This window comes from Novosphingobium sp. HII-3 (assembly GCF_002916655.1).
Classification (GTDB): Bacteria; Pseudomonadota; Alphaproteobacteria; order Sphingomonadales; family Sphingomonadaceae; genus Novosphingobium; species Novosphingobium panipatense.
This window is the reverse complement of sequence record NZ_PPSM01000036.1, coordinates 209,194-221,988: the sequence shown is the minus strand read 5'-3', so window position 1 is coordinate 221,988 and position 12,795 is coordinate 209,194. Positions and strand designations below refer to the sequence as shown.

The following is a 12,795-nucleotide window of genomic DNA, read 5'->3' as shown; positions in this document are numbered from 1 at the left end:
GTGAAACAAAGTCGTCGGCGCGCAGCGAATTCGCGTTTGCCCTATAACGGCAAGGAAGCGTACGGCGTCGGGCATCATGCAGCTTGTATTCCATCCCGCCCATCCACCGCTGGCGGTACGTAGCCTCGAAGCGCGCATCATCGGGTTCGATGCCGACTGGCTGCGGGCCCGCTGGAAGATCATGGGCGCTGGCAGTCTCGTCGTCCCGCCGTTCGCCGGCAAGGGCCGAGCGGACGGTCTGTGGCAGACCACGTGCTTCGAACTCTTCCTGCAATCCGGGGGAGGGCCGCAGTACACCGAGATCAACCTGTCCCCGTCGGAACGCTGGAACGTCTACGACTTCGAGAGCCGAAGGAAGGGCGTGACGGAGCGACCGATGCCGCGCGAACCGCGATGCGCCCTGCGGCTGGGCACGGACATGGCGATCTTCGATGCTGCCATACCGACTGCCGGTCTGCCCGCCGCGCCTTGGCGTTGCGGCTTTACCGCCGTCATCGAGGAGAGCGGGGGGCACAAAAGCTACTGGTCGCTTGTTCACGGTTCGGATGCACCCGATTTCCACGATCCGGCTTGCTTCATCGCCGACGTTGCTGCACCCAGCGGCGCATGAAGTTCGGTATCGATCGCCTGCTGGCGGACCCCGCCCTGCGTGCCTCTCTCGAAGGCCGCCGTGTTGCTCTTGTCGCGCACCCGGCGTCCGTCACGGAAGATCTTGTCCATTCGCTCGACGCTCTGATCGCGGCGGGCGTGAACGTCACCAGCGCGTTCGGCCCCCAGCACGGCCTGAAAGGCGACAAGCAGGACAACATGGTGGAGACGGCGGACGAAGTGGATCCGCTCTACGGAATCCCGGTCTACAGTCTCTACGGCGAGGTACGCCGCCCGACGCCGGCGATGATGGACAGCGCCGACGTGTTCCTGTTCGACCTGCAGGATCTGGGCTGCCGTATCTACACATTCGTGACGACGCTGCTTTACCTGCTTCAGGAAGCGGCGGAGCAGGGCAAGAGCGTCTGGGTGCTCGATCGGCCGAACCCGGCGGGCCGTCCGGTTGAGGGAACGACTTTGGTGCCCGGACACGAGAGCTTCGTCGGCGCCGGGCCGATGCCGATGCGGCATGGCCTGACGCTTGGGGAGATGGGCCACTGGTTCATTCGCCACTTCGGTCTGGATGTCGATTACCGCGTCGTCGCCATGGACGGCTGGCGTCCGCACGAGGGGTCGGGCTTTGGTTGGCCGGAGAGCCGGATCTGGATCAACCCCAGCCCGAACGCCGCCAATCTCAACATGGCGCGTGCCTACGCAGGTACGGTGATGATCGAAGGGGCGACCCTGTCCGAGGGCCGGGGGACGACGCGCCCGCTGGAGGTTCTCTTCGGTGCGCCGGATCTCGATGCCAGGGCGGTGCTTGCTGAAATGCACGGCTACGCGCCGGAGTGGATGGCGGGCTGCGCCCTTCGTGAATGCTGGTTCGAACCGACCTTCCACAAGCACGCCAGAACCTTGTGTAACGGATTGATGATTCACGCAGAAGGCCGGTTCTACGATCACAACATCTTTCGCCCGTGGCGGCTTCAGGCCCTGGCATTCAAGGCGATCCGGCGGCTCTATCCGGACTACCCGATCTGGCGTGATTTCCCCTACGAGTACGAATTCGACCGTCTTGCCATCGACGTTATCAACGGTGGCCCGACGCTGCGCGAATGGGTCGATGATCCGTCTGCGGCGGCGGCGGATCTTGAGAGCTTCGCCAGCCGGGACGAACAGGCCTGGACCACGGAGGTCCGCGACTTGCTCCTTTACCCCTAGCCCTTCTTGCGGGTCAGTTCCCGCATCGCTGCGTCAAGCCCCTCCAGCGTGAGCGCGTACATCGCCCCGCCCATGATCTCGCGGATCATGCGGGTGGAACTGGAGTAGTTCCATTGCCGTTCCGGCGTCGGATTGAGCCACACGGTGGCCGGATAGGTCTGAACCACGCGGTTCAACCAGATGGCTCCGGCTTCCTCGTTCATGTGTTCGACCGAACCGCCGGGATGGCTGATTTCGTAGGGGCTCATCGCTGCGTCGCCCACGAAGATGACCTTGTAGTCATGCCCGTACTTGTGGAGAATATCGCAGGTCGGCGTGCGCTGCGACCAGCGCCGCTTGTTGTCTTTCCATACGCCTTCGTAGAGGCAGTTGTGGAAGTAGAAGAACTCCATGTTCTTGAACTCGGCGGTCGCGGCGCTGAACAGTTCCTCCACCAGCCGAATGAACGGGTCCATGGAGCCGCCCACGTCGAGGAAAAGCAGAACCTTCACCGCGTTATGCCGTTCGGGCCGCATCACGACATCGAGCCAGCCCTGCTTGGCGGTGCCGGCAATCGTGGCATCAAGATCCAGTTCCTCTGCCGCGCCTTCACGGGCGAAGCGGCGCAGGCGGCGTAGCGCCACCTTGATGTTGCGCGTGCCCAGTTCGCGCGTGTTGTCGAGGTTGGCGAATTCGCGCTTTTCCCAGACCTTGATTGCGCGGCCCTGTTTGCCTTCGCCGCCGATGCGCACGCCTTCCGGGTTGTAGCCGGAATGCCCGAAGGGTGACGTGCCGTTCGTACCGATCCACTTGTTGCCGCCCTGATGGCGTTTCTGCTGCTCCTCCAACCGCTCCTTGAGCGTATTCATGATCTCGTCCCAGGAGCCGAGAGACTTTACCGCCTCCATCTCTTCCGGCGAGAAGTAGCGCTCTGCCAGCTTCTTCAGCCAGTCTTCCGGAATGTCCACCGGCTGCTGCCCGAAGTCGCTCATCACCCCGGCGAAAACCTTCTGGAAAACCTGGTCGAACCGGTCAAGCAAACCCTCGTCCTTCACGAAGGTGGCGCGACTGAGGTAATAGAATGCCTCTGGCGTTTGCTCGATCACGTCCTTGTCGAGCGCTTCGAGCAGCACGAGGTGCTCCTTGAGCGATGCCGGGATTCCGGCGGCCCGCAGTTCGTCGATAAAGTTCAGGAACATGATGGATTGTCCCATGCGCCGTTCTTCCAAGCGGAACAGCAATGAAGTATATCTCGCAAGATGCTGCCTTTTATAGGCTTCTATGCGCTTTTCGATCTGTCAGGCCGTGGACGCTGGCGGCGGGGGCTGCTGTGGCCACCGTTCCATCTGTGGATCAATCGTCGCCCACTCGGGCGCCTCTTCGGTCCAGATCGCCATGCCGGGACGCAGCCCGTGGGCTTCGTCGAGGAGGCCCAGACGGATTGTACGGAACTGCGGCCGCGCACTCGAGCGGCCCAGGACGCCGCTTCCGCAGACGGTGCAGAACTCCTGCGTGAGCGTGTTGCCGCTGCTCGCGACATAAGCGTATTCGCCGCGCTCGCCGGTCACCGTCACCGCGTCAGTGGGAAACATGGCATTGTTGGTTGGACCGCCCGCTGCGATTTTCTGGCACTGGCGACACCAGCACTGTCGCGTTGCCGCTGGTTCAGCGGTGATCGTGACGGTCACCGCACCACAGTTGCACCGTCCTTGATAGGGCGCGCTCATCAGCGACCTCCGCGCGCCATGAACGCGAGACGTTCAAACATCATCACGTCCGCCTCGTTCTTGAGCAGCGCGCCATGGAGCGGGGGAATGGCCTTGCCCGGATCCTTGTTCTGCAGGACTTCGAGCGGCATGTCCTCGTTCATCAGGAGCTTGAGCCAGTCCAGCAGTTCACTCGTCGAAGGCTTCTTCTTCAGTCCGGGCACTTCGCGCAGTTCGTAGAAGATTTCCATGGCCTTGCGGACGAGAGTCTTCTGGATGCCGGGAAAGTGCACATCGACGATGGCTTCCATCGTCTCCCGATCCGGGAATTTGATGTAATGGAAGAAGCAGCGGCGCAGGAATGCATCCGGCAGGTCCTTCTCATTGTTCGAGGTGATGACGACGATCGGCCGCTCGACGGCGGCGACATGCTCGCCGGTTTCGTAGACGTCGAAGGCCATCCGATCGAGCTCGGCGAGAAGGTCGTTCGGGAACTCAATGTCCGCCTTGTCGATCTCGTCGATAAGGAGGACGGGCAACTGTGGTGAGGTGAAGGCCTCCCAAAGCTTGCCCTTCCGAATGTAGTTTGAAATGTCATGAACGCGCTCGTCGCCAAGCTGGCCGTCGCGAAGGCGGGCCACGGCATCATACTCGTAGAGACCTTGATGCGCCTTCGTGGTGGACTTCACGTTCCAAGTAATGAGCGGTGCGTCGAGAGCTTCGGCGATCTGCTCGGCCAGGACCGTCTTGCCGGTTCCGGGCTCGCCTTTGACGAGGAGCGGGCGCCGGAGCAGGACCGCTGCGTTCACTGCCACCTTCAGGTCATCGGTGGCAACGTAGTTGCTGGTGCCTTCGAAACGCTGCATCGGGTCATCCTGCTCTTAACTGTTCGGTTAAATCCTATGTTGTGCGCCGCAGCAAGGCAACAGGGACCATCGACCGGCGTACAACCGCGCCGTGGCGTTGCGATGGGTGATCCGAACCTTCCACGGCGGGAAGGAACGCGACCGGTCAGGCGTCGATCAGTTCGCGGTCCACTTCGCCCGCGCGGTTCTGGATGAACTGGAAGCGATGTTCGGGGTTACGGCCCATCAGGCGGTCAACCAGATCCTTCACTGCGAAACGGCCTTCGCTTTCCTGCGGTAGAGTGATGCGGATCAGCGAACGCGTTTCCGGGCTCATCGTCGTTTCGCGCAGCTGCTGCGGGTTCATCTCGCCCAGGCCCTTGAAGCGGCCCACTTCTACCTTCTTGCCCTTGAACTTGGTGGCTTCCAGTTCGGCCTTGTGCGCGTCGTCGCGTGCATAGGCGGACACTGCGCCCGAGGTTAGGCGGTAAAGCGGTGGCTGGGCAAGGTAGAGGTGCCCGCGCTTCACGATTTCCGGCATCTCCTGGAAGAAGAACGTCATTAGCAGCGTGGCGATGTGCGCGCCGTCGACATCAGCGTCCGTCATGATGACGATGCGGTCGTAACGCAGGTTGTCGGGATTGCAGTCCTTGCGGGTCCCGCAGCCGAGCGCCAGGCCGAGGTCGGCGATTTCCTGGTTGGCGCGGATCTTGTCCGCCGTCGCACTGGCGACGTTGAGAATCTTGCCGCGGATGGGCAGGATGGCTTGCGTCTTACGGTCCCGCGCCTGCTTGGCGGAGCCGCCCGCAGAATCGCCTTCGACGATGAACAGTTCGGTCTCGCCCGATCCTTCGCCCGAGCAATCCGTGAGCTTGCCGGGCAGGCGCAGCTTGCGGGCGTTCGTGGCCGTCTTGCGCTTTACCTCACGCTCCGCCTTGCGACGCAGGCGCTCGTCCATGCGCTCCATGATGGAGGCGAGCAGGGCCTTGCCGCGATCGAGGTTGTCCGTAAGGAAGTGGTCGAAGTGGTCGCGCACGGCAGCCTCGACCATGCGGGCGGCTTCCGGGCTGGTGAGGCGGTCCTTCGTCTGGCTCTGAAACTGGGGGTCGCGGATGAACACCGAAAGCATGATTTCGCTGCCGGTGACAACGTCATCCGGAGTGATGTCCTTCGCCTTCTTCGCCTGACCGACAAGATCGGCAAAGGCGCGGATGCCCTTGGTGAGAGCAGCGCGCAGGCCCTGCTCGTGAGTACCGCCGTCAGGCGTCGGGATGGTGTTGCAATACCAGGAGTAGCTGCCGTCCGAGTAGAGCGGCCAGGCTATCGCCCATTCCACCCGTCCCTGCTCGGATCCATCCTCGCCGTGCGGGAAGTCCTGCCGCCCGGCGAAGGGTTGGGTGGTCACGCACTCGCGTTTGCCGATCTGTTCTGCGAGGTGATCGGCCAAGCCGCCGGGGAACTGAAACGTCGCTTCGGCCGGCACGCCGTCGGCGAGGAGCGAAGGCGCGCATTTCCAGCGGATCTCAACGCCTGCGAAAAGGTAGGCCTTGGAACGGACCAGCTTGAAGAGCCGCGACGGCTTGAACGTCTGGTCCCCGAAAATCTCCGTGTCGGGCGTGAAGGTGACGGAGGTGCCGCGCCGATTGGGCGCCGCGCCGACGCGCTGGATGGGGCCGAGCGTCACGCCGCGCGAAAACTCCTGCGCGAAGAGCTCCTTGTTGCGCGCAACCTCCACGCGGGTGCGGATTGAGAGCGCGTTGACGACCGAGATGCCGACGCCGTGCAGACCGCCCGAGGTCGCATAGGCCTTGCCTGAAAACTTGCCGCCCGAGTGCAGGGTGGAGAGGATGACCTCAAGCGCGGACTTGCCGGGATACTTGGGGTGTTCATCCACCGGGATGCCGCGGCCGTTGTCAGTGATCGTGATGCGGCCCGCGGTTCCGGGTTCATCCTCCAGCACGACCTCGATCCGGTTGGCGTGGCCGGCGACAGCTTCGTCCATTGCATTGTCGAGCACTTCGGCGACAAGGTGATGGAGGGCTCGCTCGTCCGTCCCGCCGATGTACATGCCCGGACGGCGACGGACAGGCTCCAGCCCTTCCAGCACTTCGATCGCGGAACCATCGTAGGACTCACCGGCAGCGGTGGGGAGCTTGTCGAAGAGATCGTCGGACATGGATGATCTATAGGGCTCGCGGAATCATCGGGGCAAGGACGTGTTCGTTCTTTTCCGCAAATGGAGGAGGATGCCGTCCCGGCCGGGGCGCGGGACGGCATACGGTCATTCGCCGAACTTAGCCGGTGCCGGGCTGATCACCTTCACCGTCCCGGGGGCCACTTCGCGAACCTCAAGGGCCCGTTCGACCAACCCGTTGCGGGTAAACCGGAAGGCCCCGTCGACGCCGAGGAAGCCGCCGGGGAAGGCCTTGGTGTCGCGCAGAGTATCCACAGGGAAGCGCGTGCCCGGCTTCCAGTCGCGCGCGACGCGCAGGGTGAGGAGGACCGCGTCGTAGCCGAGCGTCGCGATGCGGAACGGCTGGCCGCCAAAGCGTGCACGGTAGCTGCTGGAGAACTGGGCAAAGCGCTTATCTGAAACGGTCGAGTACCAGGCACCGGCAAGAGCGGGAGAGGAGGTCACCTCGCGCTCACCGCTCCAGAGTTCCGTGCCGAGCAGTCTGGTGCCCGCGGACTTCGAATTGCCCTTGAACGCGTTCGCCGCGCGCGCAGAGAGCGAGCCACTGTCCGCGATCAGCAACGCCTCGAAACCGCCCTTTGCCTTCACCCGCTGCGCCGCCGCACTGATCGAGGAGGCGCTACGATCATAAGGCTCCAGCGCCACGACCGAGCCTCCGCCGGCGCGCACCGCCGAAAGGAGCGCGCCGCTGGTCCGGTCGCCATAGTCCCCGCGTGGAACGAGCGCCGCGAAGGTGGAGATGCCCTGCGCCCTCGCGTACTCTACGGTTCGCGTGACGGACTGTCCCGGAAGGTTGCCCATAATGAATACGTCGCGGCTTGCCGCCTTCTCGTCGTTGGAGAACGAGATGACCGGGATGCGGGCGCTCTTGGCGATTGCCGAGACAGCCGGAATGTCGTCGGAAAGCAGCGGCCCGAGGATCAGCTGGTTGCCCTCGGCGACAGCGCGGCGCGCGGCTTCGGCCGGGTTGCCGCTGGTGTCGTAGGTCGTCACGCGCAGGTTCTTGGCCGAGGTATCGAGAAGCGCCATGTTGGCGGCATTGGCGATGGCCTGACCGACACCGGCATTCTGCCCGGTCACCGGAACGAGCAGCGCCACGCGGTGCCGCTCGGTGTCGACGGGAATGTTCCCCGGTGAGGGTTCGGGAGTGGGTGCGGGAGGCGGAGCCGGCTGAGGTGCTTTTGGCACTACCGCACAGCCGGCAACGAGCGCCATGGCCGCCGCGGCGAGAAGATTGCGCCGGTTCAGGGCCCTGATCCCCCATTTGTCGAACATTGCTTGCCGCTCCCTTGGTCTATGGGCCATGAGTCAGGCCATATGGAACACACTCTTTCACCGGGCCTGTACATAGTCGCAACCCCCATTGGCAACCTGGGCGATATAACGCTGCGAGCCGTGGACACCCTGCGCGGAGTCTCCGCCGTGGCCTGCGAGGACACACGCGTGACCGGCAAGCTGCTGCATCACCTGGGGCTGAAGAAGCGGCTGATCCGCTACGACGATCATGCCGGAGAGGGGGATCGCGAACGGCTCCTGACGCTTATGCAAGCCGAGCCCGTGGCGCTTGTCAGCGATGCCGGCACGCCGCTGATCTCAGACCCGGGATACAGGCTGGTGCGCACGGCGCGAGAGCGCGGCATCGTCGTGACCAGCCTGCCAGGGCCGAACGCGGCGGTGGTGGCGATGACGCTTTCCGGCCTTCCTAACGACCGCTTCCTTTTCGCAGGCTTTCTGCCCAACAAGGCGAAGGCCCGCGAGGATGTACTGGGCGAACTCGGAAACATCCCGGCAACGTTGATCTTCTACGAGACGGCGCCGCGCCTCGATGCCGCGCTTGCGGCGATCGACAAGGTGCTGCCCGGCCGCGAAGTGGCGGTAGCACGCGAACTGACGAAGAAGTTCGAGGAATGCCGCAGCGGTTCTCCACAGGAACTGGCGCAGCACTATGCAGCGCACCCCCCGAAGGGCGAGATCGTTCTTGTGATCGCACCGCCGGGCAGCGCGAGCGTCGAAGACCTCGACGTGGACGCACTGCTGCGCGAAGCGCTCTCCGAAGCGAAGGCGTCGCAGGCTGCCGCTGCCGTTGCAAGAGCGACGGGGCTGGACCGCAAGACCCTTTACGCCAGAGCGCTCGAACTGAAGTGAGCGAGCGGCGGCAGAAGGCCGAACAGGACGGGCGTCGCGGCGAGAGGCTGGCGGCGCTTTACCTTGCGCTGACCGGCTGGCGCGTGGTGGGGCGACGGGTGAAGACGCGCATGGGCGAGGTCGACCTGGTTGCGCGAAGGGGCCGCACCGTCTGTTTCGTGGAGGTGAAATGGCGGGCGAGGAGGGAAGACCTGGCCACCGCCATAGACGCTCGCCGGTTGCAGCGGGTGGCCGACGCCGCACGGTTGCTGGCATCGCGCTACGCACGCGTCGGAGAGGATCAGCGGATCGATGTCATCCTGCTCGCACCCCGTACATGGCCGCGTCGGATCGTCAACGCCTGGCAACCCCATGGCTGAGAGGGGATTGTAATCCGCAATAAAGGTCGCACCTTCGCCGGAACGCGGCTAGACCGCCACTCCTGATTTCACCTTAGAGGGCTTCTTCCCGCCATGACCCTGCGCGTCGCCGTCCAGATGGATCCGCTTGAAACGATCAAGATCGGGGGCGATTCCAGCTTCGCCCTGATGCTGGCCGCGCAGGCAAGGGGGCATGTCCTGTACCACTACGACGTCAAGACCCTGGCTTACGACACCGCCCATGGTGCGGGCGGTCGGCTGACCTGCTGGGCGGCGCCGGTTACGGTGCAGCGCGTGGAGGGCAATCACTTTACGCGCGGCGAGTACCGGTTGCTCGATCTCGTCGAGGATGTCGACGTGGTGCTGATGCGGCAGGATCCGCCGTTCGACCTGGGCTACATCACTGCCACGCACCTGCTCGAGCGGCTCGCCGGGCAGACGCTGGTTGTCAACGACCCCGCCTCGGTGCGCAATGCGCCGGAGAAGGTCTTTGTGCTCGATTTCGCGCGCTTCATGCCGCCGACCTTCATCGCGCGCCGTATCGAGGATGTGCGCGCCTTCAACCAGCGTCATCCGGGTGACCTCGTGATCAAGCCGCTCCATGGCAACGGCGGCAAGGCCGTGTTCCGCGTACCCGCAGATGGCTCGAACCTAGGCGCTCTCATCGAGATGTTCGAGAACGCGTGGGTCGAACCCTTCATGGTCCAGCCCTTTCTCCCCGATGTGGCGGAAGGCGACAAGCGCATCGTGCTGGTCGACGGCGAGTTTGCCGGGGCCATCAACCGGAAGCCGGGCGAGGGCGAGTTCCGTTCCAACCTTGCAGTGGGTGGATCGGCAGAGGCGTGCGGGCTCACTTCGGCGGAGGAGGAAATCTGCGCGGCGCTTGGCCCGGAACTGAAGGCGCGGGGGCTGGTTTTCGTCGGCATAGACGTGATCGGCGGAAAATGGCTGACAGAAATCAATGTGACATCGCCCACCGGCATCGTGGCGATCGACCGGTTCAACGGCACGGATACCGGTGCCCGCATTTGGGACGCCATCGAAAGACGCCACGCAGCCATGTAAGGGCGGTGGCTGTGATCGAGGCGAGGCTGTTCCATGGCTGAGTGGGTCTACGAAATCGTCCGGCAGGGCGGCTATCTCGGCATCATGTTCCTGATGGCGCTGGAGAACATCATCCCTCCAGTGCCGTCAGAGCTCATCATGGGCCTTGGCGGCATTGCCGTGGCTCGTGGCCATATGCAGTTCTGGCCGCTGCTGGGCTGGGGTACTCTTGGCGCCGTTATGGGCAATTACGTCCTGTTCCTCGTCGCGGACCGCCTGGGTTATGAGCGGCTCAGGCCCTTCATCGATCGGTGGGGGCGCTGGCTCACGCTGGAATGGCACGATATCGAAGTTGCCGGCCGGTTCCTGCGCAAGCATGGGCATTGGGTGGTCTTCTTCTTCCGTTTCATGCCGATGTTCCGCACCGTCATCTCGATTCCGGCAGGGCTGGCACACATGAACCATGCCAAGTTCCTGAGCTTCACCTTCGTGGGCGCCGCAATCTGGAACGCGGGGCTGATCCTGGGCGGCAAATGGCTCGGCAGGCGGCTGGCCGAAGCGGAGCAATGGCTGGGCTATGCCACGCTTGCGGTCGCGGTCATCACCATCGTGTTCTACCTCTGGCGCGTGCTGCACTGGAAGCCGCGGGAGGACCGGGCCTAGCCTTGCTCCCGCGGGTGCGCGCTCCGGTAGACGTCGAGCAGCGTCGCCGCGTCGACTTTCGTGTAGATTTGCGTCGAACTGAGCGAGGCGTGCCCCAGCAGCTCCTGAAGCGAGCGCAGATCGGCCCCTGCACCGAGCAGGTGTGTGGCGAAACTGTGGCGCAGCGCGTGCGGCGTCGCGCTTGAGGGCAGCCCAAGAACCGTTCGTGCGCGCGCAACCGCCTTCTGCACCATCCCCTGGGACAGCGGGCCTCCCTTCGCCCCACGGAACAGCGCGTGATCCGCTTCGAGGGGCCAGGGCGACTTGGCGAGGTAATCGGAAACGGCATCCCGCACGATCGGCAGGAGCGGGACGACGCGCTGCTTGCTTCCCTTTCCGGTGACGATCAGTGTCTCGCCAAGCGGGACGGCCGATCCCTTGATCGACAGCGCCTCGGCAATGCGCAGACCCGCACCGTAGAGTAGAAGCAGGACGGCACGATCGCGCGCTCCGATCCAGGGCTGGTTCGCGTCTTCCTCAACGCCTGCCGCCAGGTTGACGGCTTCGTCCGGCGTGATCGGCCGCGGCAGGCCCTTCTTGATGCGGGGTCCCTTGATTCGGGGCGGAGTGGCCTGTTGGTCACCGGCCCTGGTCCGCGCGAAAGTAAGGAAGGCTTTCAGAGCCGAAAGCTCTCGCGCTGCGGAAACGTTGCCGATGCCATCCTGCCGGCGCGCGGCGAGGTGTGTCCGCAGGGTGGCTCCGTCGACGCGGGCCAGTGTATTCCAGTCCGCCGCTTCCACATGGTCCAGAAGCCGCGCGGCGGTGGCGATGTAGGCGCGAACGGTGTGAGGGCTTCGGCGGCGACCTTGTGCCAGATGCGTGCCCCACGCTTCCAGTACCTCCCCCTTATCCTGCATCAGCCTTCGACCAGTTGCTCGGGAACGAGTTCCCCCAGCAGGGCGTCGAGGAGGACCATGCCCTGCTCGGTAACGCCGAGGCGCGAGCCTTGGCGCCAGACAAAGCCCTGTTGTTCGTAGAAGCGGGCCTTGGCCGCGTTGCAGAGCTGCGCCTCGGCCATCCCGAACCGGGATGCCATCTCGCCGAGGTCCACGCCTTCGCGCAGGCGCAGGCCCATCAACATCGCTTCGCTGGCCTGCTCCGCCGCGCCAAGAACGCGCTCTTCCGCGATGCCGTGCCTCGCACGCTCAAGGCCGCCGAGCCAATTCTCGGGCTTGCGATGGCGAACCGTGGCCACGCCCGAACGCCGTCCATGCGCGCCCGGGCCAATGCCGCAATAGTCCTGGTAGCGCCAATAGGTCAGGTTATGTCGGCTTTCCTCGCCAACTCGGGCGTGATTGCTGATCTCGTAGGCAGGGAGGCCGGCCGCGCTGGTCGTCGCACGGGTGAGGGCGAACATGTCAGCGCAGGCGTCCTCATCGAGCGGCGTGAAGTCACCCTTGCGGACCATCGTCTCGAACCGGGTGCCGGGCTCGATCGTAAGCTGGTACAGCGACAGGTGGCCGGTGCCGAAGGAAAGCGCGCGCTCGAGTTCGCGTCTCCAGCTTGCCAGCGCCTGGCCGGGGCGCGCGTAGATCAGATCGAAGCTGACGCGCTGGAAATGCTGCTGCGCCACCTCAAGCGCCTTGAGGCCTTCCTTCGCATCGTGCAGCCGGCCCAGGAAGCGCAAGGTATCATCGTCCAGCGCCTGCAGGCCGAGCGAGACCCGGTTCACGCCCGCCGCCGCGAGGGCGGCATAATTGGCGGCTTCGACGGACGAGGGGTTCCCCTCAAGCGTGATCTCGATACCCGGCGCAAAGCCCCAGAGCGCAGCCGCCTCCTGCAGCAGCCGCTCAACGAGGGCAGGCGGCATGAGCGAAGGCGTGCCGCCGCCGAAGAAGATGGAATCCAGCGGTTCTCCACCGGCTACGGCGTGCTCATGCCGCATGTCGGCAAGAAGGCCCTCTTGCCAGAGAGCGTGGTCGACCTGGTCCCGAACGTGGCTGTTGAAGTCGCAGTAGGGACACTTCGCCAGGCAAAACGGCCAATGGATGTAAAGAGCGCGGGCCATGGGC

13 protein-coding genes are annotated in these 12,795 nt (G+C 64.4%); 6 read left to right on the top strand and 7 right to left on the bottom strand.

Annotated features, from left to right (window positions below):
• Nucleotides 1-76: 76 nt before the first annotated feature.
• Both C2R25_RS14025 and C2R25_RS14020 read left to right on the top strand, forming a co-directional pair.
• Nucleotides 77-610 carry a DOMON-like domain-containing protein gene (locus C2R25_RS14025; protein WP_369825713.1) on the top strand — a complete coding sequence of 178 codons (534 nt, stop codon included), beginning with the start codon at nt 77-79 and terminating at the stop codon, nt 608-610.
• On the top strand, nt 607-1,809 hold the full coding sequence (locus C2R25_RS14020) for an exo-beta-N-acetylmuramidase NamZ domain-containing protein (protein ID WP_103729798.1): 1,203 nt from the start codon (nt 607-609) through the stop codon (nt 1,807-1,809). The genes C2R25_RS14025 and C2R25_RS14020 overlap by 4 nt, the downstream gene beginning before the upstream one ends.
• On the opposite strand, the gene C2R25_RS14015 is transcribed toward C2R25_RS14020, so the two are convergent.
• From C2R25_RS14015 to C2R25_RS13995, 5 genes are all read right to left on the bottom strand, one after another.
• Nucleotides 1,806-2,987 (bottom strand): VWA domain-containing protein, encoded by a 1,182-nt coding sequence (locus C2R25_RS14015; protein ID WP_103729882.1) that lies wholly within the window; start codon nt 2,985-2,987, stop codon nt 1,806-1,808. The two genes, C2R25_RS14020 and C2R25_RS14015, sit on opposite strands and share 4 nt — an antisense overlap.
• Before the next feature lie 99 nt (nt 2,988-3,086).
• Nucleotides 3,087-3,515, bottom strand: a complete 429-nt coding sequence (locus C2R25_RS14010; protein WP_103729797.1) for a GFA family protein — start codon at nt 3,513-3,515, stop codon at nt 3,087-3,089.
• Nucleotides 3,515-4,360, bottom strand: a complete 846-nt coding sequence (locus C2R25_RS14005; protein ID WP_103729796.1) for a MoxR family ATPase — start codon at nt 4,358-4,360, stop codon at nt 3,515-3,517. The genes C2R25_RS14010 and C2R25_RS14005 overlap by 1 nt, the downstream gene beginning before the upstream one ends.
• Nucleotides 4,361-4,505: 145 nt before the next feature.
• Entirely contained in the window at nt 4,506-6,515 is a 2,010-nt protein-coding gene (gene parE / locus C2R25_RS14000) for a DNA topoisomerase IV subunit B (RefSeq protein ID WP_103729795.1), read from the bottom strand.
• Between the two features lie 105 nt (nt 6,516-6,620).
• Nucleotides 6,621-7,808, bottom strand: a complete 1,188-nt coding sequence (locus tag C2R25_RS13995) for a penicillin-binding protein activator (RefSeq protein ID WP_103729794.1) — start codon at nt 7,806-7,808, stop codon at nt 6,621-6,623.
• A 42-nt stretch (nt 7,809-7,850) separates the two neighbouring features.
• On the opposite strand from C2R25_RS13995, the gene rsmI reads away from it, so the two are divergent.
• The 4 genes from rsmI (at nt 7,851) to C2R25_RS13975 (ending at nt 10,744) form a co-directional block, all read left to right on the top strand.
• On the top strand, nt 7,851-8,678 hold the full coding sequence (rsmI, locus tag C2R25_RS13990) for a 16S rRNA (cytidine(1402)-2'-O)-methyltransferase (RefSeq protein ID WP_103729793.1): 828 nt from the start codon (nt 7,851-7,853) through the stop codon (nt 8,676-8,678).
• The gene (locus tag C2R25_RS13985) at nt 8,675-9,037 is read left to right on the top strand and encodes a YraN family protein (protein WP_103729792.1); all 363 of its coding nucleotides are present in this window, start codon (nt 8,675-8,677) and stop codon (nt 9,035-9,037) included. Before rsmI ends, C2R25_RS13985 begins: the two co-directional genes overlap by 4 nt.
• A 93-nt stretch (nt 9,038-9,130) precedes the next feature.
• Entirely contained in the window at nt 9,131-10,102 is a 972-nt protein-coding gene (gene gshB, locus C2R25_RS13980) for a glutathione synthase (RefSeq protein WP_103729791.1), read from the top strand.
• A gap of 33 nt (nt 10,103-10,135) precedes the next feature.
• Nucleotides 10,136-10,744 (top strand): DedA family protein, encoded by a 609-nt coding sequence (locus tag C2R25_RS13975; protein ID WP_103729790.1) that lies wholly within the window; start codon nt 10,136-10,138, stop codon nt 10,742-10,744.
• Here C2R25_RS13975 and C2R25_RS13970 read toward each other — a convergent pair.
• Together C2R25_RS13970 and hemW are read right to left on the bottom strand one after the other, a co-directional pair.
• On the bottom strand, nt 10,741-11,640 hold the full coding sequence (locus C2R25_RS13970; protein ID WP_103729789.1) for a tyrosine recombinase XerC: 900 nt from the start codon (nt 11,638-11,640) through the stop codon (nt 10,741-10,743). The genes C2R25_RS13975 and C2R25_RS13970 overlap by 4 nt on opposite strands.
• The gene (hemW, locus tag C2R25_RS13965; RefSeq protein ID WP_103729788.1) at nt 11,640-12,791 is read right to left on the bottom strand and encodes a radical SAM family heme chaperone HemW; all 1,152 of its coding nucleotides are present in this window, start codon (nt 12,789-12,791) and stop codon (nt 11,640-11,642) included. The genes C2R25_RS13970 and hemW overlap by 1 nt, the downstream gene beginning before the upstream one ends.
• Between the last annotated feature and the right edge of the window lie 4 nt (nt 12,792-12,795).

Excerpts from the sequence above, each read along its gene's own strand:
- C2R25_RS13970 (WP_103729789.1), bottom strand. The coding sequence starts at position 11,640 with ATGCAGGATAAGGGGGAGGTACTGGAAGCGTGGGGCACGCATCTGGCA.
- C2R25_RS14005 (WP_103729796.1), bottom strand. The coding sequence starts at position 4,360 with ATGCAGCGTTTCGAAGGCACCAGCAACTACGTTGCCACCGATGACCTG.
- C2R25_RS13995 (WP_103729794.1), bottom strand. The coding sequence starts at position 7,808 with ATGTTCGACAAATGGGGGATCAGGGCCCTGAACCGGCGCAATCTTCTC.
- hemW (WP_103729788.1), bottom strand. The coding sequence starts at position 12,791 with ATGGCCCGCGCTCTTTACATCCATTGGCCGTTTTGCCTGGCGAAGTGT.
- gshB (WP_103729791.1), top strand. The coding sequence starts at position 9,131 with ATGACCCTGCGCGTCGCCGTCCAGATGGATCCGCTTGAAACGATCAAG.
- C2R25_RS13975 (WP_103729790.1), top strand. The coding sequence starts at position 10,136 with ATGGCTGAGTGGGTCTACGAAATCGTCCGGCAGGGCGGCTATCTCGGC.
- rsmI (WP_103729793.1), top strand. The coding sequence starts at position 7,851 with ATGGAACACACTCTTTCACCGGGCCTGTACATAGTCGCAACCCCCATT.
- C2R25_RS14025 (WP_369825713.1), top strand. The coding sequence starts at position 77 with ATGCAGCTTGTATTCCATCCCGCCCATCCACCGCTGGCGGTACGTAGC.
- C2R25_RS14020 (WP_103729798.1), top strand. The coding sequence starts at position 607 with ATGAAGTTCGGTATCGATCGCCTGCTGGCGGACCCCGCCCTGCGTGCC.
- C2R25_RS14010 (WP_103729797.1), bottom strand. The coding sequence starts at position 3,515 with ATGAGCGCGCCCTATCAAGGACGGTGCAACTGTGGTGCGGTGACCGTC.
- C2R25_RS14015 (WP_103729882.1), bottom strand. The coding sequence starts at position 2,987 with ATGTTCCTGAACTTTATCGACGAACTGCGGGCCGCCGGAATCCCGGCA.
- parE (WP_103729795.1), bottom strand. The coding sequence starts at position 6,515 with ATGTCCGACGATCTCTTCGACAAGCTCCCCACCGCTGCCGGTGAGTCC.